This is a genomic window from Lacticaseibacillus nasuensis JCM 17158 (assembly GCF_001434705.1).
GTDB lineage: Bacteria > Bacillota > Bacilli > Lactobacillales > Lactobacillaceae > Lacticaseibacillus > Lacticaseibacillus nasuensis.
In genome coordinates this window covers 138,104-162,478 of record NZ_AZDJ01000030.1, presented here as the reverse complement: position 1 = coordinate 162,478, position 24,375 = coordinate 138,104, and the positions used below count along the sequence as shown (strand labels likewise).

Annotated in this window: 25 protein-coding genes and 1 pseudogene; 15 read left to right on the top strand and 11 right to left on the bottom strand. The window is 59.0% G+C overall.

Annotated features, from left to right (window positions below; all coding sequences use genetic code 11):
* Positions 1 to 50 precede the first annotated feature (50 nt).
* Positions 51 to 542, top strand: coding sequence for a flavodoxin domain-containing protein (locus FD02_RS08145; RefSeq protein WP_056951621.1), 492 nt, complete (start codon positions 51 to 53; stop codon positions 540 to 542).
* Here the strand turns inward: FD02_RS08145 and FD02_RS08140 are convergent.
* Together FD02_RS08140 and FD02_RS08135 are read right to left on the bottom strand one after the other, a co-directional pair.
* Positions 539 to 1,117 carry a hypothetical protein gene (locus FD02_RS08140; protein ID WP_054723306.1) on the bottom strand — a complete coding sequence of 193 codons (579 nt, stop codon included), beginning with the start codon at positions 1,115 to 1,117 and terminating at the stop codon, positions 539 to 541. The genes FD02_RS08145 and FD02_RS08140 overlap by 4 nt on opposite strands.
* 90 nt (positions 1,118 to 1,207) lie before the next feature.
* Positions 1,208 to 3,016, bottom strand: coding sequence for a M3 family oligoendopeptidase (locus FD02_RS08135; RefSeq protein WP_056951619.1), 1,809 nt, complete (start codon positions 3,014 to 3,016; stop codon positions 1,208 to 1,210).
* Positions 3,017 to 3,186: 170 nt separating this feature from the next.
* Between FD02_RS08135 and FD02_RS08130 the strand changes: the two genes are divergently transcribed.
* Positions 3,187 to 4,116, top strand: coding sequence for an aldo/keto reductase (locus FD02_RS08130; RefSeq protein ID WP_054723307.1), 930 nt, complete (start codon positions 3,187 to 3,189; stop codon positions 4,114 to 4,116).
* 16 nt (positions 4,117 to 4,132) lie between these two features.
* Positions 4,133 to 5,110 (top strand): aldo/keto reductase, encoded by a 978-nt coding sequence (locus FD02_RS08125; protein ID WP_082603359.1) that lies wholly within the window; start codon positions 4,133 to 4,135, stop codon positions 5,108 to 5,110.
* Positions 5,111 to 5,125: 15 nt separating this feature from the next.
* On the opposite strand, the gene FD02_RS08120 is transcribed toward FD02_RS08125, so the two are convergent.
* Positions 5,126 to 6,496, bottom strand: a complete 1,371-nt coding sequence (locus FD02_RS08120; protein ID WP_056951899.1) for an MFS transporter — start codon at positions 6,494 to 6,496, stop codon at positions 5,126 to 5,128.
* A 260-nt stretch (positions 6,497 to 6,756) separates the two neighbouring features.
* Between FD02_RS08120 and FD02_RS08115 the strand changes: the two genes are divergently transcribed.
* Positions 6,757 to 8,175, top strand: coding sequence for a DHA2 family efflux MFS transporter permease subunit (locus FD02_RS08115; RefSeq protein ID WP_056951615.1), 1,419 nt, complete (start codon positions 6,757 to 6,759; stop codon positions 8,173 to 8,175).
* 76 nt (positions 8,176 to 8,251) lie between these two features.
* Here the strand turns inward: FD02_RS08115 and FD02_RS08110 are convergent, their stop codons facing one another.
* Positions 8,252 to 8,665: a GNAT family N-acetyltransferase gene (locus FD02_RS08110; protein ID WP_056951613.1), complete on the bottom strand. Its 414-nt coding sequence runs from the start codon at positions 8,663 to 8,665 to the stop codon at positions 8,252 to 8,254.
* A 116-nt stretch (positions 8,666 to 8,781) separates the two neighbouring features.
* Between FD02_RS08110 and FD02_RS08105 the strand changes: the two genes are divergently transcribed.
* Positions 8,782 to 9,015 (top strand): hypothetical protein, encoded by a 234-nt coding sequence (locus FD02_RS08105; RefSeq protein ID WP_054723773.1) that lies wholly within the window; start codon positions 8,782 to 8,784, stop codon positions 9,013 to 9,015.
* A 19-nt stretch (positions 9,016 to 9,034) separates the two neighbouring features.
* Here FD02_RS08105 and FD02_RS08100 read toward each other — a convergent pair whose 3' ends face one another.
* The 4 genes from FD02_RS08100 to FD02_RS08085 form a co-directional block, all read right to left on the bottom strand.
* Positions 9,035 to 9,868 carry an SDR family NAD(P)-dependent oxidoreductase gene (locus FD02_RS08100; RefSeq protein ID WP_056951611.1) on the bottom strand — a complete coding sequence of 278 codons (834 nt, stop codon included), beginning with the start codon at positions 9,866 to 9,868 and terminating at the stop codon, positions 9,035 to 9,037.
* Between the two features lie 65 nt (positions 9,869 to 9,933).
* Positions 9,934 to 10,674 (bottom strand): amino acid ABC transporter ATP-binding protein, encoded by a 741-nt coding sequence (locus tag FD02_RS08095; RefSeq protein WP_054722828.1) that lies wholly within the window; start codon positions 10,672 to 10,674, stop codon positions 9,934 to 9,936.
* A 10-nt stretch (positions 10,675 to 10,684) separates the two neighbouring features.
* Entirely contained in the window at positions 10,685 to 11,341 is a 657-nt protein-coding gene (locus FD02_RS08090; protein ID WP_054722867.1) for an amino acid ABC transporter permease, read from the bottom strand.
* Positions 11,342 to 11,479: 138 nt separating this feature from the next.
* Entirely contained in the window at positions 11,480 to 12,274 is a 795-nt protein-coding gene (locus tag FD02_RS08085; RefSeq protein WP_056951609.1) for a transporter substrate-binding domain-containing protein, read from the bottom strand.
* A gap of 139 nt (positions 12,275 to 12,413) precedes the next feature.
* On the opposite strand from FD02_RS08085, the gene FD02_RS08080 reads away from it, so the two are divergent.
* Positions 12,414 to 12,761, top strand: coding sequence for a hypothetical protein (locus tag FD02_RS08080; protein WP_054722832.1), 348 nt, complete (start codon positions 12,414 to 12,416; stop codon positions 12,759 to 12,761).
* Positions 12,762 to 12,836: 75 nt separating this feature from the next.
* Here FD02_RS08080 and FD02_RS08075 read toward each other — a convergent pair whose 3' ends face one another.
* Positions 12,837 to 15,182 carry a cation-translocating P-type ATPase gene (locus FD02_RS08075; protein WP_156408280.1) on the bottom strand — a complete coding sequence of 782 codons (2,346 nt, stop codon included), beginning with the start codon at positions 15,180 to 15,182 and terminating at the stop codon, positions 12,837 to 12,839.
* A 132-nt stretch (positions 15,183 to 15,314) separates the two neighbouring features.
* Here FD02_RS08075 and FD02_RS08070 point away from each other — a divergent pair, with 132 nt between their 5' ends.
* The 5 genes from FD02_RS08070 to FD02_RS08050 all read left to right on the top strand — a co-directional run bounded on the left by FD02_RS08070 (position 15,315) and on the right by FD02_RS08050 (position 19,109).
* Positions 15,315 to 16,220: a proline iminopeptidase-family hydrolase gene (locus FD02_RS08070; protein WP_056951608.1), complete on the top strand. Its 906-nt coding sequence runs from the start codon at positions 15,315 to 15,317 to the stop codon at positions 16,218 to 16,220.
* An 80-nt stretch (positions 16,221 to 16,300) separates the two neighbouring features.
* Complete coding sequence (locus tag FD02_RS08065; protein WP_054722836.1) at positions 16,301 to 16,621, top strand: hypothetical protein; 321 nt, start codon at positions 16,301 to 16,303, stop codon at positions 16,619 to 16,621.
* A 133-nt stretch (positions 16,622 to 16,754) separates the two neighbouring features.
* Complete coding sequence (locus FD02_RS08060; protein ID WP_054722839.1) at positions 16,755 to 17,273, top strand: GNAT family N-acetyltransferase; 519 nt, start codon at positions 16,755 to 16,757, stop codon at positions 17,271 to 17,273.
* 10 nt (positions 17,274 to 17,283) lie between these two features.
* A complete protein-coding gene (locus tag FD02_RS08055; protein WP_056951606.1) occupies positions 17,284 to 18,453 on the top strand; it encodes a cation:proton antiporter in 1,170 nt (389 codons plus the stop codon).
* Positions 18,450 to 19,109 carry an HAD hydrolase-like protein gene (locus tag FD02_RS08050; RefSeq protein ID WP_056951604.1) on the top strand — a complete coding sequence of 220 codons (660 nt, stop codon included), beginning with the start codon at positions 18,450 to 18,452 and terminating at the stop codon, positions 19,107 to 19,109. Before FD02_RS08055 ends, FD02_RS08050 begins: the two co-directional genes overlap by 4 nt.
* A gap of 51 nt (positions 19,110 to 19,160) precedes the next feature.
* On the opposite strand, the pseudogene FD02_RS11090 reads toward FD02_RS08050, so the two are convergent.
* Positions 19,161 to 19,457, bottom strand: a pseudogene (locus tag FD02_RS11090) (MarR family transcriptional regulator); the annotation flags it as partial.
* A gap of 261 nt (positions 19,458 to 19,718) precedes the next feature.
* On the opposite strand from FD02_RS11090, the gene FD02_RS08040 reads away from it, so the two are divergent.
* Positions 19,719 to 20,654: an alpha/beta hydrolase gene (locus tag FD02_RS08040; RefSeq protein ID WP_056951601.1), complete on the top strand. Its 936-nt coding sequence runs from the start codon at positions 19,719 to 19,721 to the stop codon at positions 20,652 to 20,654.
* Here FD02_RS08040 and nrdI read toward each other — a convergent pair.
* Entirely contained in the window at positions 20,626 to 21,099 is a 474-nt protein-coding gene (nrdI, locus tag FD02_RS08035) for a class Ib ribonucleoside-diphosphate reductase assembly flavoprotein NrdI (RefSeq protein ID WP_054722845.1), read from the bottom strand. The two genes, FD02_RS08040 and nrdI, sit on opposite strands and share 29 nt — an antisense overlap.
* Positions 21,100 to 21,209: 110 nt before the next feature.
* On the opposite strand from nrdI, the gene FD02_RS08030 reads away from it, so the two are divergent.
* From FD02_RS08030 to FD02_RS08020, 3 genes are all read left to right on the top strand, one after another.
* Complete coding sequence (locus FD02_RS08030) at positions 21,210 to 22,091, top strand: hypothetical protein (RefSeq protein WP_054722847.1); 882 nt, start codon at positions 21,210 to 21,212, stop codon at positions 22,089 to 22,091.
* A 151-nt stretch (positions 22,092 to 22,242) separates the two neighbouring features.
* Complete coding sequence (locus FD02_RS08025; protein ID WP_056951897.1) at positions 22,243 to 23,658, top strand: ABC transporter permease; 1,416 nt, start codon at positions 22,243 to 22,245, stop codon at positions 23,656 to 23,658.
* Between the two features lie 10 nt (positions 23,659 to 23,668).
* Positions 23,669 to 24,340, top strand: coding sequence for an ABC transporter ATP-binding protein (locus FD02_RS08020; RefSeq protein ID WP_054722849.1), 672 nt, complete (start codon positions 23,669 to 23,671; stop codon positions 24,338 to 24,340).
* The last annotated feature ends 35 nt before the right edge of the window (positions 24,341 to 24,375 follow it).

The window sequence follows — 24,375 nt, the reverse complement described above, 5'->3', positions numbered from 1 at the left end:
CCGTTGCCGCCTTGCTACAATTGAGTTAGGACTAGAAAGGCGGGAGCAAAATGGCAGATGCCGTCGTGGTATATACGTCGCAAACGGGCTTCACGCAGCGCTTTGCCATGCAAATCGCCAAGCGCATGCATTGCCCAGTGTTGGATATTAAATTCGTGACGCCAAGGGATCTCACCGAGGCGCAGCTAGTGGTGTACGGCGGGCACATGTGGGCCGGCCGCGTCGGCGGGTTTCGCGCGTTTTATCGCCAGTTTAAGGCCGTCTTGCCCAGCCGGTTATTGGTGTTTGGCACCGGGGTGGAGGCCAGTGGCCAAATCGATTACAACGCGGTGCGCCGCCGCTGCTTCGTGGATTGCCAAGGCAAGCCGCAGTTCTTTTATTTTCACGGGCACATCGATCCGCGGACGCTGCCGCTGCGGCTGAAGCTCGTCGCCGCCTGGCAAAGTCGCCGCAACCACCAGCCGGCTTGCTCGGAAACCGGCGAAATTGCGCCGCTGCTGGCCGCGGTGCGGATGTATGTGGACGAAGCCGACATGGCCTAGCCCAGTGGCGTGAACCACCCGAGCTGGGTGCCGATGGCCGCGGTTAGTAGGCAGGCGACCAGCCACCCCAAGGCGAGCCAATCCAGCCGTTCGAGGCGAATCAGCACCGGCGTTGGGGTCCAGTACAAATCCGTGGGCGTTTCGCCGGCGGTTTGGTTCGCGGCGATTAAGGTGCGGGTGCGCCAGCCCACCAGATAGGCTTGAATCAAGGCGGCGGGCAGGCCGGTGACCACAGCCCCCCACCAGCCAATTGATGCCGCATCGGCGCTGCCGGTGCCAAAGGTCAGAGGAAGCAACCCGCTGGTTTGATTGGCCTGTTCCAGAAGCCCCATGGCCCCGTAAAACGCCAGCAAACCGGCCAAGACCCACAAGGCCATGGCCGCATAGCGCCAGTGGTTGACCCGCGGCGTTTGGCGGTACAAGCCGCGCACGTAAACGCGGCGCGCCCCGCGAATCTGCACGGGCAACATCATTTTATGCGTGGCCAATTGGGCGTGAATTTGGTGTTGGTCGAGCCACCAGCGCACGCCGCAGGTGATGAGTAAGGCAAGCAACAATAGCGTTAACGTGAGCATGTCACAACCTCCAGTTTAGCGTGATTCTCGCATAAATTTACCTTGGGCGCAAGCAAACCGGGCACTGCCTCGCAGTGCCCGGTTGGTGGGTTATTGAATTGCCGCGCTGAGTGCCTCGATTTGCTGCTCGGTGTCAGCGAGAAACGCGATCATTTGCTTCAATGCGGCGTCGGTGGTGATGTCCACGCCGGCCACGGCGGCGGATTCGATTGGCGGCAGGCTGTCGCCCAGCGCCAGGAACTTCTGCCAGTCGGCGATGGCGGGTTGGCCCTCATCACGCACGCGCAGGTAGGCGCCGGTAGACACGACCATCGAGGCCGAATACGTGTAGGAATACAGGCCCATGTAGTAGTGGCTTTGGCGCATCCAGGTCAATTCCGGCCGGCCGTCGTCGAGGTCGACGGCATCGCCCCAGAACTTGTGCAAGACGCCGCGCTTGAGTTCGTTGAGCTTGGCGGCGTCAAAGGACTCCCCGGCGTCAATCAGCGTGTACACCTCCCGCTGAAACGCGGCTTCCAGCAGGTGGGTCACACAGTTGTGGAAGTAGGTGTCAGACAGCAGGCGGCTTAAGGCGAAGCGCTGCAGACGCTTGGAATCGGCGGTTTCGATCAGGCTGTGAGTCAACAACAGCTCGTGGAACGTGGACGGACCTTCGACGATGTAAGTCGACGGTTCGTTGGCGAGAATCGAGTGGTGCTCGTTAGCGATACTCATTTGGCCGGTGTGCCCCAGCTCGTGCACCAAGGTGTAAATCGCCGGCAAGGTGTTGCTCCAGCTCATCATGACATAGGGGTGCGTGCCGTAAGGACAATCGGCATAGGCGCCGGAGTCCTTCCCGGCGTTGGCGGCAAAATCGACCCACCGCTCAGGAAAGGCGCGCATGATGCGGTCGTGGTAGGCCTGACCCATCGGCGCAATGGCGCGGCTGATGTATTCTGAAGCCTGATCCAAGGTGACCTTAGGCGAAAATTCGGGATCCAAATCGATTTGCAAGTCGGTGTAGCCGATGTGATCCAGCCCCCACAGGTTTTTGATGTGGGTGACGTAGCGGCGCATCACTGGCGCCAGCTCGTTCATGATCAAATCGATTTGCCGGTTGAACAAGGTGCGGTTAGATTCTTGCGGGGCCAACAGGTAGTCGATGACGGAATCATACCCACGCATCGTCGCCATGGTTTTTTCTTTGGCAACTTGGTTATAGTACCCGGCGGCCATGGTTTCTTGGTACTTGGCCAAGGTGTCGCAGAACTGGTGGTAAGCGGCGCGACGAATCTCGGTGTCCGGGTGCTTCTGGTATTCCTCTTCGTACAACACGAAGGACAAGGGGTATTCCTTGCCATGTGCGGTGAAGGTGCCGAAGTCCATGTCGCCGAAAATGGTGTGGTCGCGGATGTTACTTGGGGCATCGAGCGCCGGGCCGAGCTCGGCGATGGCTTTTTCTGCGGCCAGCGGCAAGGCCTGCGCCTTGCGCGCCTTCACGTGGCGAATGTAGGCCGCGTGGTCGGCGTCAGTCGCCGCGACCGCCGCCAAGGTCTCATCGCTGCAAGCCTGCAACTCCGCGTCGACGAAGCTCAGCTGCGCATCGGTTTTGGCCAACACGGTCGACACGGTGTTCAGCTGCGCGGTGCTGGCGGTGTCGGTGGTGTCAACCGAATAGCTGAAGTAGGCGTAGCTCGAGAGGTGATTGGCCCGAGTGAGGATATTCTCCAAGTCGCTTAAGGCGTCGAGAATCACCGGCACCTCATGCAGGCGGCCGGTGTACATGCGGGCAAAATCGCGCGTGAGGTCGGCCACCTCCGTTTGGTCGCGCCGAAAGTCGGCGGGAGTGGGATAAATGGCGGTCAGGTCCCAGGTGGTGGCGGGATCAACCGTTGACCGTGGTGGTAAGGCAGTTGGCATGGCAAAATCCTCTTTTCTTTCTCATGATGGGCTCATTGTACCATGCCAGGCCAAGCCGGCGAGCGGAAAATGTGGCCAGCGGGTGAGGGGCGGCCGACCGGGGCTGGAATCGGTTTCCGGCAAAGGTTAAAATAGAGCTTGTACCCTAACAATTTGCATGGAGGTGCATGATGAAAACAACTCAAATCGGAACCAGTGCGTTTGTGGGCAGTCAAATCGCCCTGGGCATTATGCGTGCTGATTCGCATCCGGTCAGTGAAATTGCCAAGCTGTTGCAGTTTGCGGTTGACCGAGGCATTAACTTTTTTGATAACGCCGATATTTATGGCGGCGGCAAGTGCGAAGAAATCTTCGGCGCCGCGCTGCGCGAAGCCGGCATTGCGCGGGACAAGGTGATTGTCCAAACCAAGGTTGGCATTCGCAACGACGAAGAGAATCATCGCTATGACTTTTCCAAGGCGCACCTGATTGCGGCCGTGGACGCCAGCCTCAAGCGCCTGGACATGGATTACGCGGATATCGTGCTGGTGCACCGGCCGGATCCGCTGATGGACGCAGCAGAGGTCGGTGACGCGTTCAACACGCTGCGCGCTGCTGGCAAGGTGCGCGAGTTCGGGGTGTCCAACTTTAACCCGCTGCAAGTCGAGCTGGTGCAACAGGCATACGGCGCACCGCTGGTCGCGAACCAGTTGCAACTGGGCTTGATGCACACGGGGATGATCGACCGCGGCATTCACGTCAACATGACCGACCCCGCCAGCGTCAGCCACGACGGCGGTATCTATGAATATTCGCAGCTACACCACATGACGATTCAAGCTTGGAGTCCATACCAAGCCGGGTTCTTCGAAGGCGTCTTCCTCGACAACCCGAAGTATCCAGAAGTTAACGCCAAGTTGCAGGAAATGGCCGACAAGTACCACACCAGCAAGAGTGCCATCGCGGCGGCGTGGATTTTGCGGTTGCCGGTCAGCACCCAGGTGATTGCGGGGACGATGAATCAGGCTCACTTGCAGGAAACCATCGACGGCGCCGACATCGACCTGGCTGCGCAGGATTGGTACGATTTGTACTATTCTGCCGGTCACGACCTGCCTTGATGCAAAGGAGACACGATTGAAATATAGAACGTTTGGCAATACTGGCTACACCATTTCTGAAGTGTCGCTGGGCACTTGGCAGCTCGGGGGCAAGTGGGGCGCGCCTTATGACCCCGCCACCGCCCGCGAGACGCTGGCCGAAGCTTACGACCAAGGCGTGAACTTCTTTGACACCGCCGATGGTTACCAAAACGGCGCCAGCGAACGCGCGGTGGGGGAATTCGTGAAGGCCCACCCCGACGTGCACTTCACCACGAAAATTGGCCGCAAGGAACCCGAGCTGTCGGCTGAACACTTCAACCCGGCGCACCTGCGGCGGTACGTCGACGAGTCGCTGGCCAACATGGGCGTGGACGCCTTGGATTGCGTGTTGCTGCACTGCCCACCGATGGCCACCTATTATCAGCCCGAAATGTTTTGGACGCTGGACGAACTGAAAAAAGCCGGCAAGATTCGCCATTACGGCGTGTCGGTGGAGCGTGTGGAAGAGGCGATTAAGGCGCTGGATTACGACATCAGCGCTGTGGAAATCATCTTCAACATGTTCCGGTTGCGTCCGGCCGAGCTATTTTTCCCGTTAGCCAAGCAGCGCAACGTTGGCATCTTGGCCCGCGTGCCGCTGGCCAGTGGGTTGTTAACCGGGAAGTTCACGGCGGACACCACCTTTGCCCCAACGGATCAGCGCAGCAACAACCGCCACGGCGAGCTGTTCGACAAAGGCGAAACCTTCTCCGGCGTCGATTACCTCACCGGCGTTAAAGCCGCGCAGGCGTTGACCAAGCGCCTGGGCACTAGCGACTTAGCCGGCTTGGCGCTGCGCTACATTCTGATGTACGACGCGGTGTCGGCGGTGATTCCCGGCGCCAGCAACCCGCAACAAATCGCGCGCAACACCCGCGCCAGCGACTTGCCGCCGCTGAGCCAGGCGCAGATGCAGATTGTGCAAAATGTCTACGATGAACAGATTAAAAATCCAGTGCACTATCTCTGGTAGCAAAAACTCCCGACGTTAACGCGTCGGGAGTTTTTCAGTTGGGGCCGGCAGGTGCAAGAGGCGGCGAAAGAGCCAGGCGATGCCGACACCGAGCAACACCAGTAAGACGAAGGCCAACTGGCTGCCGGCGGCCACATTTTGCGCGGCGGTGGCTCCTGGGGTGTGGATCATGTTCATCATTAACGCCAATACGGTGGTGCCCACCGCACCGGCGACTTGCTGGCCGGTGTTGTACAAGGCGTTAGCGTCTTGTTGGTAGCTCGCAGGCAACAGCTTTAACCCATACGCCACCGTGTTGCCAAAGGCCATCGAGCGGCCGATGGCAAACACGAGGTACACCACCGTGACGCCGACCACCCCGAGCCGATTACCGAAGCCGGCCAGCACCAGCACGGCAACAGTGAACAGCAAGTCGCCGAGGTACAAGGGCAGGCGGCCCCCAAACTTGTCGAGTAGCCAGCCGTACACCGGCTGGCCGAAGCCGTTGAACAGGCTGCCTGGCAAGAGGATCAACCCGCCGGCCAGACTCGAGGCGGCAAATACCGTTTGCACATAATTCGGCAACAGAAAGTTGATGCCAACGTTGGCGAATTGCAGCATGATGTACGGCAGGAAGCTCAGCAAAAACGCCGGCTGGCGAAACACGGCCAAAGAAAACAGGTGCCGCGTCGCGTGACGCGACAGCCACACGAAGCTGACCAGGCCGATTACCGTGACGACGAGAAGGCCAAGAATCAGGCCCCAGTGACCGCTACTCAACGTGTTCAAGCCGACGATGAAGGCAATCAGGCTGGCGGCCAGCACGCCGTAGCGCAACCAGTCAAAGGCGTATGGCGTGGTGGGGGTATATTGGCGAATCGTGGTGGCGCCGAGCACCAGCAACACCACCGCCACCGGCAGCGTCGACCAGAAAATCATCCGCCAGCTGGCCACCGCCACCACCGCGCCGCCGAAAGTCGGGCCAAGCGCCGGGGCAATCATCACGATCATGTTGGCGATGCCGATGTAAAAGCCGAGTTTCGCCCGCGGCACGACATCCAAGATGATGTTCACCATCAGCGGCGTGCACAGGCCCACGCACCCGGCTTGAATCAAGCGCCCAATCAGCAACTGGGGAAAACTCAGCGCCGTGGCGCAAACGACGTCGCCGAGGATGAATAAGGCCGCGCCGCTCATGAATAGGGCGCGGTTGGTGAAGCGATGTTTCATATAAGCGCTGGTCAGCATCACCAAGGCGGCGGCCAGCAAGTACCCGGCGGTCACCCATTGGATGGTGCTCATGCTGACGTGAAAGGTACGCATTAACGTGGGAAAGGTGACGTTCATCGAGGTTTCGGTGGTGACGCCGAGAAAGGACATGAGCCCGACGGTGGCGACGACCAGCATGGGGTTGGATTTGGTTTTGGACAAACGAGCGACCTGCTTTCACGAATCATTTTACCAATTAAACACGGTAATTCTATGTTAGTTGCTGGCCGGGTCAGGGTCAAATCGAAATTGACGGTTGACTTTACTGAAAATATCCTGGTATACTAACACACGTTGCAATAAATTCGATCGCCTAGCGTCGCGCCAACCAGCGCTAGGCTGAACTCTCACCGGCCAGTGTGCCGGTGTTTTTTTTTGCTAAGAAATGGAGGAATAACATGGAATTATCACAATCAATGCCAAAAGCGCGGGTGCAAATCGCGCACCCCGCCTTGGCCATCTTGGGACTCATGATCGGCAGCTTCGTCGGCATGTTCTCCGAAACCGCGCTGAACATCGCGCTGCCAAGCTTAATGGGGAGCCTCGGCGTCACCCAAGGCACTGTGCAGTGGCTGGTTACCGGCTACATGTTGGTGATCGGTATCTGCATGCCGCTGTCGAGCCTGTTGACGCGCCGCTTCACCACCAAGCCCATCGTTTTGTTCGCCTTGGGGGCCTTCATGGTCGGCGCCATCATTTCTGCCGTCGGGACCGTCTTTCCAGTCGTCTTGATCGGCCGGATGATTCAGGGCATCGGCACCGGGCTCGTTTTGCCGTTAATGTTTTCCGTTGCCATGCAGATTTTCCCGCCGTATCAACTCGGGACCGTCATGGGGATGGCGGCCTTGGTCATCATGTTTGCCCCTGCCATCGGCCCGACGTTAACTGGGCTCGTGCTGGCGGTATCCACGTGGCACACCATTTTCTGGATGTTCGTGCCGGTGTTGGCCATCGCCTTTGTGCTGACGGCGATCGCCATGGAAAACATTTATCCGCAAACCGGTCAGAAGATTGACTGGTTATCGATTCTCGAATCGACCGTGGGCTTTGGCGGCATCGTCATCGGGACCTCGATGGCCTCCGATGCCGGCTGGTTGGCCTTACCTGTCTTGTTCGCCTTGATCGTTGGGATCATCGGCTTGGTGGCTTACGCCTTGCGTCAGCTGCACACCGAAACGCCGATGCTCAACCTGCGCGTGTTCAATAATCGCGCCTTTACCACCGGGACCTTGCTGGTCATGCTGGACTTCGGCGTCATTTTGGCGGCGATGTACCTGTTGCCAAGTTATCTGCAACGCACCATGGGGCTGCCGGTGGCGATGACTGGGCTAATCATGTTGCCCGGCGGCGTCGTGAATGCGGCCGTCTCCGCCATCGCCGGTCGCTCGTATGACCGTTACGGCGCCAAATGGCTGACGCGCATTGGCTTCATCATTGCCATGGTCGGCGTCGTGTTGCTGTTGGCCACCAATGCGCACAGCTCTTTGGTCCAAGTCATCGCCGGCCACGTCATCTTGATGATTGGTGCGCCGCTGGCCATGTCGCCAGCCCAGACTTACGCGTTGAATAGCCTCAGTGGGGCCGAAAGCGCGGATGGGTCCGCGATTTTGAACACTTTGCAACAAATCGTCGGGGCCGTGGCGACTGCCATTGCCACCAGCATGGTCGCCGTTGGTACCGCGCAGCAAAGCGGCGTGGCTGGCCAGACGCTGGGTTCCCACTTCGGGTTCGCCTTCGTGCTCATCCTTGCCTTAGTTGCGTTTGGCATTAGCTGGGCGGTTCAAGGCAAAGTCGTCAGTCGTGACGAACAGCTTTAACTAAAAAAAGGCCGCTTGATGTGAACCCCCAGGATTGGACAACAATCTTGGGGGTTCACATCAGCTTGGCCTTTTTTTATCGCGTCACGAGGGTGAGGCCCGCGCCATGCGGACCGGCTGGGCGCAACGTAAAGCCCAGCGACTGGTAGAAGCCTTCCTTGCCCGCGGCGCTAAAGACGTCAATCGCCAGCCCCCAACTCGGGGCCTTGGCGGCGCGCGCCGCATCAATCAGCTGCTGACACATGTGCTTGCCGATGCCTTGGCCTTGGTAATCCGGCCGGGTGATGACATCGACGAGTTCGTAACAAAACGCGCCATCGCCAATCAAGCGCGCCATGCCCACGGCCCCGGCACCGGCGCGCACCGTGATGGCGTAAGCCGTGTGCGCCAAGGCGTGGGCCACTTGCGCCTCGGGTAAGCGGCCCCAGCCGACGGCCGCATACAAATCGTTGAATTCCGCCACGGTTGGTGCAGTTAAGGAATATTTCATTTTGACCCCTCGCCAGATTTGACATTGGCCTCAGCATACCACACTCAGATTCAGACTAAAGCTTGAGGCAAGTGCCGCCAATTTGCGGCATGATGAAGCCATGAGGAGGCGGTGTAATGAAACAATTGGTGAAGTGGGGACTGGCCGTGCTCGGCGCGGCATTGATCGGCATCGGGTTGGCGTGGCTCGCCGGTGGACAGCCCGTGGCCGCGGCGTGCTGGGCGAACCAGGCGCATTCAGTCGTTGTTGGCCGCCCGACTCGCGTGGCATTTTCGCAACTGCCCGCGCCGGTGCAACAGGCGTTAACCACAAAACAGCCAACTGTTGGCCAGACCGATGTGACTCGGTGATGGCGACAGTTGGCTGTTTTTAGTGCGGGTGGCGCATGATGAAGCGGGTGCCGGCCACCATCGCCTGGTGGTACAAGGTGGGGTGGGCGCGAGCAACGTGCGTCAGGAATTGATCCAGCGGTGAGTGGTAGTACCGCCGGCGGGGATGCGGGGCGGTGGCGGCGCGATAAAAAACCGTCGCCAAGTCGGCGCTGGTCGCGCCGCTGACGCGCTCGCCGGTGGTTAACACGCCTTGCATCGCCGTCAACAAGCCGCGGTACGGCGAATCGGTGGTGAGATTGGCGGCGGCGTGCTGCAAGGCGATGGCCGACCAGCTCGAGGCGGTATCGCCAGGGGCGACCACCACCGAGCGCAGGCCGAATTGGCGAAGCTCGACGTCAAGTGTGTCTGACCACACGTTTAAGGCGTGCTTGGAGACGTAATACCAGCCGCCTAGCGGAGTGTAAATATCCCCGGCAATCGACGAGATGTTGACGATGCGCCCGCTGCGCTGCCGGCGCATGATGGGGATGACCAGCTGCGTCAAATCGGCGGCCCCGAGCAGGTTGGTCGCCAGCTGTTGGTGAACGGCGCTGAGCGGTACCTCTTCCAGGGGCCCGAACTCGCCGTAGCCGGCATTATTGATCAACACATCGATGCGCGGCTGGTCGGTCATCACCTGGCTGACGAAGCGCACGTTGTCGCTGTGCACCGTCACGTCGAGGTGCAGCGCCGTGATGTTAGGCGCGGTGGGAATCAGCGTTTCGCGGCGCGCGCCGCCGTACACGCGCCACCCGCGGGCGGCAAACAGGCGCGCGGCCGCCGCACCCATGCCACTAGAAGCACCAGTAATCAAAACGGTTCGTTGGGTCATGGCAATTCCTCCTTTTGGCCTCAGTGTAGCACAGAAAAACCCTCGCCGGCTGGGCGAGGGTTAAGTTACGCGGTAAAGGTGCCGGCGGCCAAAAAGCGCCGGATGCGGTCGGTCGGCTGGGCGAAGAATGTGTGCGGATCGCCGTCGTAGCCGATGGTGCCGTCTTCGACAAAGACGATGTGATCGGCGACGCTTTCGGCAAACGCCATGTTGTGCGTGACGATAATCAGCGAATTATGCGCCGTGGCCAGCTGCTGAATCACGCGCAGCACCTCGACTTCCAACTCGGGGTCTAGCGCGCTGGTGGGCTCGTCGAACAGCATGTACTCCGGCTGCATCGCCATCATGCGCGCGATGGCGATGCGCTGTTGCTGGCCGCCGGAGAGTTCATCCGGATAGGCGCTTGCCTTGTCGGCCAAGCCGACTTGTGCGAGCAACGTGGTGGCCTGAGTGACAGCCTCTGCCTTGGCCATGTGGCGCACGTGCACCGGGCCTTCGATAATGTTGCCCAGCACCGTGAGATGCGGGAACAGGTTATAGCTTTGAAACACGATGCCAAGCTTTTGCCGGGCGGCCAAGACCTCTTGTTTGGTGAGCGGCTGGCTCAAGTCGTAGTCCAAGTCGTCGAACCGGTAGCGGCCGGCGTCGGCGGTTTCGAGAAAATCGAGGTGGCGCAGCAGCGTCGTTTTCCCGGAGCCGCTGGGGCCGACGATCACCGTGGTTTGTTCGGCAGGAAACTGCACCGACACGTCATGCAGGCCGCGGCCGTTGCCGAAGTCTTTGGTTAAATGGTCAACAGATAACATCGCGGCCTCCTTAGAATTGCTGCCCGACCCGGACGTAGCGACTGGTGCGCCGCTCCAGGTAGGACTGTAACACGGTCAACAGCGTCGAGAGCATCAGGTACAAGAACGCCACTAGGCTGTAGCTCACCAGTGGGTTGTAATACAGCGCGGCGAATTGCTGACTGACCTGAAACATCTCGATGATCGTGATGCCACTGGCCAGGCTGGTGTCCTTCACCAAGCTGATGAAGCTGTTGGACAGCGGCGGCAGTGAGACGCGGGCAGCTTGCGGCAAGATGATGCGCCACAGCACCTTCGGCCGGGTCATGCCCAGCGCGTACGCGGCTTCCCACTGCGGTTGCGGAATCGATTGAATCGACGCGCGAATCGTTTCGGAGGCATACGCGCCGGTGTTCAGCGAAAAGGTCAAGATGCCGGCGGTCCAGGCGTTGAGTTCAATCAAGGCGTGGCCGTTGACCTTTAAGGCAGGCAGGCCGAAGAACACAATGAATAACTGGACCAACAGCGGGGTGCCGCGGAAGATCCACACGTAAAACCAGGCCAGCCCCTTCAGTCCGCGCATCAGCGGGTTGTGACTCTCCGAGATGCGGATCAAGGCGACCAGCACAGCCAGAATCAGCCCGAGCGCAAACGAAATCAGCGTTAACGGAATGGTGTATTTCAGCATCGCCACCAGCAGGCTCGGTAGCGACTTTTCGATGATGGTCCAAGTACTCAAGATATCCTCCTCGTGCGGGCGAACCGCGGTGGTGTATGATGACCAATTATACAGCAAAAGAGTCCGGCCGCAGCCGCACTCTTCCGGTTATTTGGTGACGTCGCCGCCGAAGAACTGCTTGGACAACTTCGATAGCGTACCATCGGCGCGCAACTTGGCCAGCGCCTTGTCGACACCTTGTTGCAAGGCCGTGTCGTCTTTGCGCAGCAGGCCGCGGGCCGGGGTTGGCGTGATGGCGTTGCCCACCGCGATGAGCTTGATTGGCGCGTCGGGTTTTTGTTGCAGGTAGCTGTAAAACGACGCCGCATCGTTGACGGTGCCATCCGCGCGTCCTTGCTCGATGAGCGAAATCGACTGGGCGAAGCCGTCGACCGGAACGATGGTGCCGCCGAGCTTTTTCACGTTGGCGGCGTTGTTCGAGGTTACGGATTGGGCCATTTTCTTGCCCTTGATGTCCTTGATCGACTTGATGGTCTTGTTGGTTTTCAACACGGCCAGCTGAGACTTGCCCGAGGTGTAGGCGGTGGTGAAGCGATACTTCGCGGCGCGCTCCGGGGTCTTGGCGACGTTGTTCAAGATCACGTCGTATTTGTTGACGTCGATGCCGGCAATCAGGGAATCCCATTTCGTCTCGACAAACTTCGGCTTCAACTTCATTTCCTTAGCGATGGCGCGGCCGAGTTCGACCTCGTAGCCGGTCAGCTTGCCGTCGTTGTGGTAGCTGTACGGCTGGTACGTGCCTTCCAGGCCAATCGTCAGCGTGCCCTTGGTGGACAGCTCGCTATTGATGGAATCGGTTTTGCTCGTTTTGCTGGACTGCCCGCAAGCCGCGAGGACCCCGACGAGTACAAGTGAAACAAACGCAATGGCAAATTTTTTCATGTGAATCCTCCTTGGGGCGTAGCTCGGGAGTCCCGGCAAAAAACGTCCGAGTTCAATTATACACAACTTACTTTTGGTGTGCGAGTTTTTTTCACGGGCACATGGTACAATTGTCCAAACACCAACAAGGAGGCACTTCATGGGGATCAACAACAATCAATTGGTGACGCGGTATTACGACCTGCAAGCCAAGAACAACAAGTACTTTAAGGCCGTCGAAGCCTATGTTTACGGGCGGGTGGACGACTTATACGCGCAACTGAAAACCACCTTCGTCGACAGCGTCACGTTTGCGCTAGACGACGCGATGGCCGCCGGGGCCGCCTCGGGGGTCACCCTCGACCCGGCCGAAGCAGAAGTCGCCACGTTAAACTACGTGCTGAAAACCATCGACTCGCTAGGCTTGTGGATCCAACCGCTCGAAGAAAGCGACCCGAACACCGTCGTCGCCCGGTTGAACTTCCATAACCACAGCCGGTACTACTAAGCCAATAACTGCCGAGCAACCTTGCTCGGCAGTTTTTTTGGCTCGAAAGTTCCGGCAGGAAGGCGGCACGGCAGGTTAGGTCCGCCAGCGAATCCGCGCCAAGATGCGTTTGCCCAGAAATTCCTGCAAGAACGCGTAGACCACCGGCGTGGAGGCGACCAGCGGCCCGTACACCAACAGTAGCGGCCAGCGCCACAGGTTGGCCAGCGAAAACGGTCGGCCGACCAGGAAGAACAGGTAGAATACGGCCCCCAAAAGCGCCACCAGCATGGCGAGTTTGTAGCGGTTGAACGGCCGCGCCACGATGAACAGCACGTGCCATTCGATGACGGCAATCAGCAACACCACCATCGTCGACGTCACGGCAAACGACCAGTGGAACACCGCCTCAAACGCGGTCAGCACCATCGTGTAACCAATGATGGCCACCGCCGCCGGGGCGGCGATCGTCATGACTTTTTGCAAGAAGCGCCCGGTCACCCGCTGGAAGTTTGGCTCCAGCGTCAACAGAAACCCCGGCACGGCCACCATCAAGGCCGACACCGGCGTGAGGTTAATCGGCACGATGGGGTAATCGAAGGGCAAGAAGACAAAAATCGCGGTTAAGACGACGGAGAAAATCGTTTTGACTAGAAACAGCGAGGCCACGCGTTCGATGTTGTTGATGACGCGGCGCCCTTCGTTTAACACGCCGGTCATCGCGGCGAAGTTGCTGTCGAGCAAGACAAAGTCCGAAATCGACTTCGCCGCCTCGCTGCCGGTGGCCATCGCGATGCTGCAGTCGGATTGGCGGAGCGCCAACACGTCGTTGACGCCGTCGCCGGTCATCGCCACGGTATGGTCACGGGCTTGGAGCCCGCTGATCAGCTGTTTTTTTTGGGCCGGGGTGACGCGGCCGAAGACGGTGTAACGTTCCGCCAAGGCGGCGAAATCGGCATCCGGGGCGACCGTGGTCATGTCGATGGCGCGCTCAGCCCCGGGCAGGCCGGCTTGCTTGGCCACGTTGGCGACGGTGATGGGATTGTCCCCAGAAATCACCTTCAGCGCGACGTCTTGCGTGCCGAAGAAGGCAAAGGTGGCCTTGGCTGTCGGCCGTACCGTATCGGCAATCAGAATTAGACCCAGCATGGTCAAGTCGTGCAGCGGTAGGGCCAGACTCGGCGCGGTGCCCACGGCCAAGACGCGGTAGCCGGCGCCGGTGGCTTGCGCAATGGTTTGTTGTTGCGCCGCGGTCAATTGTGCTCCGAAGGTGAATTCCGGCGCCCCCATGATGTAAGTTTGGCCGTTGCCGAAGCTCGCCCCGGACCATTTACGCGCCGAGGAAAACGGCATCGTGGCGGTGGCCACCAAGCTCGGCGGCGTTGAGCCATGCGCCTTGATGGCCCGGGCGGTTTCGTTGTCGTCATTTAACGCGGCCACCACTGCCGCGGCGGCCTGGGTGACTGCGGCTTCAGTATGGCCTGGTTCGGGTTGGACGGCCGCCACGCGCAGTTCGCCGCTGGTGATCGTCCCGGTTTTATCCAGACATATGACATCGACGCGGGCCAACGCCTCGATGGCCGGCAACGCCCGCACCAAGACTTTCTTTGCGGCGAGGTGGCGGGCTGATACGGCTAAGGCCACGTTGGTCAGCAACACCAGGCCCTCGGGAATCATGCCAATCACCGCGGCACTGGTGGTGAGAATGGCGCGATTGTAATTGCCGCGGCGCACCATCGACACGGTGAACAAGGCGAGGCCCAAGGGAATCAGCACCCAAGTCAGCACCTGAATGATCCGATTAATCGTGTTGAGCAGCTGCGACGGCGCCGCTTTTTCCGCCTTGGCCTCGAGGGCGAGGCCGGCGGCGAAGGTTTCGCTGCCGATTTTCGTCACGTGCACGCTGGCGCTGCCGGCGACGATGAAGCTACCGGACAACACGGTGCTGCCAATCGGCTTGGCAATCGCGTTGGCCTCGCCGGTGAGCGGGCTTTCATCGGCTTCTAGGCCGGGGCCGGCGACGACTTCACCGTCGACGGGCACTTGGTCGCCGCGCCGCAACTGCAAGATATCATCGCGAACGATGCCTTCTTGGGGAATCTGCTGGTCGGACCCGGCACGGCGTACCGTCACCGGCGTGGCCGCCAGAATGCTGAGGTGATCGATTTGGCGTTTGGCCCGGATTTCTTGGAAGGTGCCGATGGCGGTATTGACGATGGCCACGCCGAGAAACAGGAGATTGCGGTAGGAACCGGTGGTGAAAATCAACGCGCCAAGCGCCAAGTTGACGGCGTTAAACAGCGTGAAGGTATTGCCCGCAATAATCTGGCCGATGCTGCGCGTCAGCGGCTTAAGTGGTTCGTTATGTTCGCCGGCGGCAATTTTTGCCGCGACGTCGGCCTGCGATAGGCCAGTGGTGGGATCGGGTTGTGCCACACGCATGCCCTCCTTTGCTGCATTTAGTCATATTATACGAGAAAACTGCCGAGAATGGCTCAGGCTAGGGGTGGACTTAGTAAATTTGTCAGGGTTTGGGGTTTGTCGCATAATAGACGAAAATGGAGGGCGACTCATATGGCAAAAACGGCACCAAATGGCACACATTTTATCACCTTGAAGAATGGCTATCACCTGTGGACTCAAACGGTCGGCGACGGCCCGATTCAACTGTTGACCTTACACGGTGGCCCCGGCGGCACCAACGAGGTGTTTGAAAACTTCGCGGCGCGCTTGGCCCCGTACCACGTGCAGGTGGCGCGTTACGACCAGCTGGGTTCGTGGTATTCCGACCAACCGGACTTCACCGATCCGCAAAATCGCGAGCGGTTTTTGACCATTGACTACTACGTCAGCGAAGTTGAAGAGGTGCGGCAGCAACTCGGCTTGGACCACTTCTATTTACTGGGGCAGTCCTGGGGCGGCGTGTTGGCGATTGAATACGCGTTGCGCTACCCGGAGCACCTAGCCGGCGTCGTGTTATCCAGCATGATCGACAACTTGGCCGAATACATCACCAACATCAACGCGATTCGCGAGTCGATGTTCACGCCGGCAGAAGTCGCGTACATGAAAGACGTTGAGGCGCGACACGACTTTCGTGATGCACATTACCAGGCCTTGGTCGCCGAGCTTGGTGAACACTACCTGCATCACCAAAGCGATCCACAGGTGCGACACTTGATCAACACGATGGCGACGCCGGTATACAACTATTTCCAAGGGGACAACGAGTTTGTCATGGTCGGCGCGTTGAAGGACTGGGACCGCCGCGCCGACATCGGCAAGATTCAGGTGCCGACTTATCTGACCTTCGGCGCCCACGAAACGATGCCGCTCACGGCGGCCAAGCGCATGGCGGCCACGATTCCAGACGCAACGCTACACATCACCCCAGGCGCCGGCCATGGCCAGATGCTCGATAACCCGGCGGATTACTTCGCCGCGCTGGGCGAGTGGCTGACGCAGCAAGCGGCGCGCTAGCTTTAATAGAAGAAACCGGTTACACTTAACGTGATGCGTGGTCGTGTGCGGCGACTGCGACTGGAAAGGAAGGGTCGGCAATGTTCAAAGATGTGAAAACAATTGTGAATAAGGTGGTCGATACCGCCGCTGGACCGATTGAAACCTTTGATCAGTCCCTGCGTGAACACCCCGAAGAGCTCATCCCGTTGGCGGTGATTCACCTGATCCCCGTGGCCTTAACGATTGTCGGCACCGTGGTCGTGATTCGCGGTGGCCAGCAGGTGCGCATTGAAAAAGAGCGCACCAAGCAAGCCAAGTTGCGGGCGGCTCACGGCTGCCATCACGGGCACCATGGCCCGCGCGGCCCGCATGGTCACCACCCTAAGTTTGTGCATCACGATGAATTGCCACTGGCGTAAGCGGGCGGCGCTTGGCGACAGATTGCGACAACCAGGTTGTCGCAATCTTTTTTTCTGGTCGGGTCGAGAGGATTGAGTTTTTGCCCATTTTGCGGCAAGATAGACGCAATACATTTTTTGTCGGAGGCAAGGTATGACCAAGATTTTTGTACGACCAGGACAAATGGCGGACGTGCCCGCGATTATGGAAATTATCGAAGCGGCCCGCGCGTTTCTCGGTGCCCAGCACATCGACCAGTGGCAAGGGACCTACCCGGATCAAGCGGCAGTGGAGGCCGATATCAAGGCTGGCACCAATCGCCTGTTAATTGTCGACGGCCAAGTGGCGGGCAACGCCAACCTCTTGCCTGGCCCGGATCCGTTTTACCACCGGATCGACGGCGCCGGTTGGATCGGGGAGCGGCCGTATGTGGCGATTCATCGCTTTGCCATGAGTGCTACGGTGCGCGGCCACGGGTTAACCCGGGTGTTTTTGAGTAATCTATTTAGTGAGGTTTACGCGCAAGGCTACCGCGACGTGCGCATCGATACGCACGCCGAGAACAAGATCATGCAGCACGTGGCCGAAAGCAATGGCTTCACGTACCGGGGCATCGTCTACCTCGACGAACCGGTGCCGGAACGAATGGCGTATCAACTGCTACTCGACTAAGGAGGGCGCGATGGGATACTTGGGGACGCTGGCGTTAATTCTTGTGACCACGTTACTGCTCAGCCACTTTAGCCAGCAGCTGGGGATCCCCGCGGTGATTGGGCAACTGCTGGCCGGGGTGTTGCTCGGACCGACCTTGTTGAACTGGGTGCAGCCGACGCATATGATCAGCGAATTCGCCGAAATTGGCGTCATCGCCTTGATGTTTATCGCCGGCTTGGAAAGCGACTTGGTGATGCTTAAGCGCTATTTTCGCCCCGGCGTGTTGGTGGCTGTCATCGGGGTCATCGTGCCGGTGGTGACGATTTGGGCCTTTGCCACTTGGTGGGGCTTCAACTTTACCGCGGCCAGTTTTCTGGGCATCACCTTTGCGGCGACGTCCGTGTCGATTTCAGTCGAGGTGCTCAAGGAACTCGACGCGCTGGACACCAGCGGCGGCGCCACGATTCTCGGCGCCGCGGTGGTGGATGATATTCTGACGGTGATCATCTTAAGCGTGGCAGTGGGAATGTTTGGCACCGGGGAAGCGGCGGGCAATCTCCCGTTGTGGCTGACGCTGGTGGAACAAGTCGCCTACTTTGTCGTCATCTACCTGGTGGTGCGGTTTGCCGCGCCTTACTTGATGCACCTAGCCGAGCGGCTGTACCCGGCCAGTGCCGTGACCATCATGTCGCTGCTTGTCTGCTTGGGCATGGCGTATTTGGCCGATGTGCTGGGACTGTCGGCGGTGATCGGCGCGTTTTTCGCCGGCGTCGCCATTGCCCAGACGCCGTATCGCCGCGAGGTCGATGCGAGCCTCGAGGCGATCGGTTATGCCGTATTCATTCCGGTGTTCTTCGTGAGCATCGGGTTAAACATGCGCTTTACCGGCTTGTTGCAGGACTTTTGGTTTATCGTCATTATGACGGTGCTGGCCTTGGCCACCAAGTGGATCGGCTGTGGCGGTGGGGCGATGTTGGCCGGATTATCGCGCCACGAAGGCAACGTGGTCGGCGCAGGTATGGTGTCTCGCGGCGAAATGGCGCTGATTGTTGCCCAAATCGGGTTTGACGCGCACCTGTTGCACCGCGACTTCTACTCGTCGGTCATCGTGGTCATCATCTTGACCACCTTGATTGCCCCATTCATGTTAAAAGCGGCCCTACGCACAACGACACAACCAACGGAGACGGATGCATGACCAAAACGATTTTCTTTGATTTCGATGGCACCTTGGCAGACTCGGCCGCCGGCATTATTGGTGGCTTACACGTGGCGGCCAAGAAGATGGGATTACCCGACCTTGGCGATGCGGTGTACCGCCGCTTTATCGGCCCGGTGATGACCACGAGCCTGCATGAGTATTACCCGACACTGTCGGCTGCGGCGGTGCAACAAACCGTGCTGGCGTTTCAAGATTACTACGGCCGCGAAGGGTGGCAGCACACGACGATTTATCCCGGGATTCCGGCGGCCTTGGCGCAACTGCAAGCGGCGGGGTATTCGCTGAACGTCGCCTCGGCCAAGCCGGAGGTGATGCTGCACAAGTTGCTGCCGCATTTTCAGCTGGATCAGTACTTTTCGGGCGTGTACGGCGCGACGCTAGATGAATCGATTCGCAGCAGTAAGACCCAGGTGCTGGCTTATGGGTTGACGCAAAGCCAAGCCGACCCGGCACAAAGCGTGATGGTCGGCGACCGCGCCAGCGACATGGTTGGCGGCAGCGCCAATCACGTTACGACGCTGGGCGTATTGTATGGCTTCGGCGATCGTGCCGAGCTCGCCGCCGCTCACGCCGATGCCATCGTGGCGACGCCCAAGGAGCTCATGGCCGGCATCCAGCAATTGCTGGGCTAACAAAAGCGCCTCTAGTCAACCCAGTAGGTTGACCAGAGGCGCTTGCCTGTTTCATTCGTCGGCTTCGACTTTGGCCTGTTGGCGTAATTCGCCCACTTGGCGGAGCAAGTCCAACAGGTTGGTGAACGAGGCGTGGCCCAGGGCCGTCGCCCAGTGCTCCAACTCTGTGCCTAATGCCTCAGTGGCGGCACGCTCGGTTTGTTTGCCGAGTGGCGTCAGCAACAAAATGTGGCGGCGCTTGTCTGCCTGCACGGTTTTCTGGCTGACGTAGCCGAGTTGGCGCAAGACGGCAAGCTGCCGTGAAATTGCCGGTTTGGACACCCCGCGCGCCTCCATGATGCCGGTGAGCGTGACCTCAGGGAGCGCGCAATGTCATAAAGAATTTGATATTGGGCAAATGATAGGCGATAAATTGTTAGCGGTTTCGTAATCACTGCGTCAATGTTGCGAATCGCGGCAAAGTAAACGTCGATAAACGCCGGTAATAAGCGGTTTTCAGGCATACCCAACGCCTCCTCCAGGCTTTCTAACCTCATTTTAGGCTAATTGGCTGGACGCGACAAGTAAAATATGGGATGATGTTCTGACATTGTTAAGGGGGTAACATAAATGCAAAAAAAGCGGTCGCACCGGCGCCTGTGGAGAGCCTTGGTGATTATTGGGGGGCTCCTGATCGTTAGCTTACTCGGGATTAGCCTTTATTTTTATCAATACGCCTTCGTTCCAAGTAAAAAAACATTCTTAAGTAGTCACGAGCCACAGGTGCAGCAACGCGCCCGGCAGTGGCTCAGCACCGTCCCTAAAGAAACCTGGCACGAAACGGCGGCTGGCGCCAAGCTGCGCCTGGTGGCGGATTATGTCCCGGCCGCCAAGCCGACCACCCGCACCGTGGTGATTGCCCATGGTTACATGAACACCAAAGAGTCGCAGGCTGACAAGATTCGTCTGTTCCACCAACTGGGCTACAACGTGTTGGCGCCAGACGACCGCGGCCATGGCCAGTCGCAAGGCAACTACATCGGCTACGGCTGGCCGGATCGACTCGACTACGTGAAGTGGATTAAGCAACTACTGAAGCGCGAAGGCAGCCATCAGCAAATCGCGTTGTACGGTGTGTCGATGGGTGGGGCCACCGTGATGTACATGAGTGGGGAGCGCCTCCCCAAGCAGGTCCGGGCCATCATCGAAGACTGCGGCTACACGAATATTGTGGACGAGTTAGCCTACCAGGCCAAGGCCCAGTTCGGCATTCCGAAGTATCCGTTGGTGCCGGTGGTGGCCGCCGTGGCCACGGTCCGCACGGGATATAACGTGTTTGCCGCCAGCGCCCCGAAGCAACTGGCCAAGAACCACCTGCCGATTCTCTTCATCCACGGCGCCAAGGACAAGTTCGTGCCGACCAAGATGGCCTATGAGAACTACCGGGCCACGTCGGCACCAAAAAAGCTTTGGATCGTGCCGAATGCCGGCCACGCCCAAAGCTATGAGAAAAATCAGGTCAAATATACGAAACTGGTCAAGGCTTGGCTGAAGCGTTACTTGTAGCGGCCAACAACAGGCCGTAGATGCGCTCGGCGTCGCGGGCCGTGCCGCGTAACTCGTAATCGCCGAGAAACGGCGCGTTGAATTCCTTGGCGTAGCGCTTGGCCGTCAAACAGTACTGTTCATTGAAGTTGCGGTTGCCGCTGCCGATAATGCCGCGACAGAGCTCGGCGTTGCCGGGTTCGGCGAGGTAGTCTCCCATGGCGTTAGTCATCAGCTCCTTGACCCCGTTATCGATGCCGTTGCCTCCGTCGAGATAAGTTGGCACCATGACGAAAAACGGCGCGGTTTCGCCAGTATCAAGGCTGGCGTCGCTGATTTCCTTCAAGGTGATCAGTGGCTTGGTGGGATCCTGCGCCTGCGCCGCGGCGGCATAGGCCTGCAGGCGCTTGGCAAACGCGCGCGTATTGCCAGAAATCGAGATGAATAAGACATTGATGGGAGCCATGGTGAGCCTTCTTTCGCTTGAATGAGTCTAATGTACCACGAAGCGACCACCAGCGGTAGTGGTTGGTCGGCGTGGCCCTACGAGATAGGCGATTGCGGTATACTACAGTTATGGAAAAACAAACACAAGCATCACGCCCCAGCCACGGCTGGTTGGCATTTTTCAGTTTAATCTACGTTGTGTTGTTGGTGATGTTCGCCAGTGCCTTGGGACTCACGTTAACCGTGGGCACCCCCAACCGCGTGGCCGAAACCGCTACGACACCTGCCAATCTGAAGCGCATCACTGCGGCGGCAAACCGGACCGTGCTCGTGACGGCTAATCGCGCCGGGATTGTGTACGCGCCGACCACCTCACTGGTGCCACCAGCCGCGGTGAAGCAGCTGGTGACTACCGGCGTGAAGGCCGCCGGTGACTTTCAGCACCAACTCGACGTGGCGCCGTTGCAACGTGCGGTGACCCACTGGCTAACCCAGGCCAATGCGGCCCAACACGTCAGTGCCGATGCCACCGTGCGCGCGGCAGTGGCCCAAGCGGTGCGCCAGCGCCTAGCCCGCAGCGTGAACACCGAATTGATGCGCGACGGCTGGGGTGCCGCTTACCCGATGATTGTCTTGGTCTTACAAACGGCGACCATTGTCAGCGGGATTCTCGGTCTACTGGTGGTGGTATTGATGCGCCTAAGCAGTCACAGCTGGCGGCGGTGGCTACGGGTCACCGGGCGGCTGACTTATGCCTGCGGCTTCCTCGGCGGTATCGCGGCCATTGTCCTCGGCCAGCCTAGCATTTTGCGCGGGTTTCACATTGGCGGGTTACCGCCAGCCGTGTTCGTGTCGGTGCTGCAACAATTTTCGCCGACTTGGCAACGCGTTGCCGGGATCACGGTGGTGGTGGGCTTGGTGTTGGCGTTAGTAGCGGATGTTCTGCGGCCGCCAGCCCTGCCCACGCGACCCGAAGCGCCATCAACTTCAGCCGAGCATGATCAAGCGTGAGGTGACTCACGCTTTTTTTGTGTGGCACAACATGGTTTTTTCACAGTTTCACCCAGTTTTCACCATTTGGCGACAGCAAAATAGACATGCTTTTTCATTAATCTAATTTTAACCAATTATGGTGAATCTCTTATGGATGGATGTGATCCACGTGAACTTTATCAAACGCGCCGGATTGACCTTGGTGGCGAAAAAGGGGCGCACCGCATTACTGGTCTTGGTGACGACTGCCATTATGTTATTCGTACTCGCCGGGCTCTTGATTCGCAATGCGGCGAATACGGCCACCGCCACAGCAAAGGCGAATGTTGGGGCCACCTTGACCCTGAGCCAGAACCGCGCCGCTGCATTTAAAACCATGCGTAGCAGCAGTCAGTCTGGCAGCAAGCCGACGTTGACGCAGACCCCGGTGAAACTAAGTCTGGCCAAGCAAATTGCGCGCATTCAGCACGTCGCTAGCTACGCGGTGACGGTCACCACTAGCGCCAATGCGAGTGGTTTTGACGCCATCACCACCAGAGGCACCACCGGCGGCTTCGGTGGCCGGGGCCCGGCCACGACCAGCGGTGACATCACCATCAGCGGCGTCACCAGCACCGCCAGTGCCACCGCGTTTAACCAAAAAACGGCCTCGATCACACAGGGCCGCGGCTTGACGAAAGCCGATGCCAACTCGCACAACGTCGTCATCGAAAGCGAACTGGCCAAGCAGAATTCGCTGAGCGTCGGCGACACCATCAAGCTGAAGGCCACGACGGGCAGCAAAGCCACCACGACCTTGACCATCGTGGGGATTTACAAGGCAAAATCGACCAGTACTGGCATGCCGGGGGAAAGTGATCCGGCAAACACGGTGTACACCGGATATGGCCTGGCCAATCAGGTTAAGGGCAGCAAGTACGTCAACACTGCCGATAACGTCACGTTCACGGTGAGCGCGCCGAGTCAGGTGGCTGCCGTGAAAAAAGCGGCCAAGCAGTTGATTAACACGAGCAAGTACAGCATCACCAGCGACGACCAGAATTATCAGCTGGTGAAATCCTCGATGGCCACCGTCAGCGGTTTTGCCAACAAAATCGTGTGGTTAGTCGCGATTGCCGGGACGATTATCTTGGCGTTAATCGTCATTTTGATGATTCGCGAGCGGCGGCATGAAATCGGCGTCTTGTTAGCCTTAGGTGAAGCCCGGTGGAAAATTATCGGCCAGTTCTTGACAGAATTATTCGTGGTGTTGCTGGTGGGCATTGGCCTCGCTGCTGCCGGCGGCAAGGTCGTCGGGGATCAGCTGGCCCAGCAGGTGGTGGCGACCCAAACGACGCAGTCGGCGACGACTGGTCAATTCGGCCGGCCAGGTGGCCCAAGCGGTCAAGGCAAGCAGTTGCCTGGCGGTGGACAGCAAACCGCCAAGACTAACCAGGCGGCTAAGCAAACGAAACTGGCGACGCACGTCACCGTGCAGGCCTTAGCCTTACTCTTTGCGTTAGGCCTAGGCATTATCCTAGTGGCGATTCTCATTGCCGCGGCGGGCATTTTGCGCTTGCAACCGAAGAACGTACTCATCGAATAGGAGGAACGCCATGTTAACCACGAAGGGACTCGGGTATTGGTACGCCAATCCCGAAGACTATTTGTTCAAGGATGTGAACTTGCACTTTGATGCCGGCGTCATGACCGCCATTGTTGGCCAAAGCGGCGCGGGAAAAACCACCATGCTGTCCCTGTTGGCCGGGTTGGATAAGCCGCGCGCCGGGACCATCGCGTTTCGGGACGAAGATATTGCCAAGCTGGGGCTGACCAATTTTCGACGCCACCACGTGTCCACCATTTTCCAGGCGTATAACTTGTTCACCTACATGTCGGCCAGGCAGAATCTCCTCACCGCCATGGCGATCACGCAAAGTGCGCACCGCGGCGACGCGGACTACGCCAACCAGATGCTGGGTAAGCTGGGGCTTACTGCCGCGCAGATGCGCCAAACTGTTGCCCGCCTGTCAGGGGGTCAGCAGCAACGCGTCGCCATTGCGCGAAGCATGGTGTGTGATGCCGAGCTTGTGGTGGCAGACGAACCCACCGGCAATCTCGATGAAGCCAACACGCAAGCGGTCGTCGACTTGTTCCGCCAGTTGGCCCAAGACCTTGGCAAAGCGGTCATCATCGTCACCCACGAAGAGGCGGTAGCCGCCCAGTGCGATGCCGTCTTGCGCTTGGCTAGCCGCACCGTCAGCTGGGAACGCCAACCCAGCCGTTAATCGAGCACTGAATGTGCCTGCTCACGGTGAGCAGG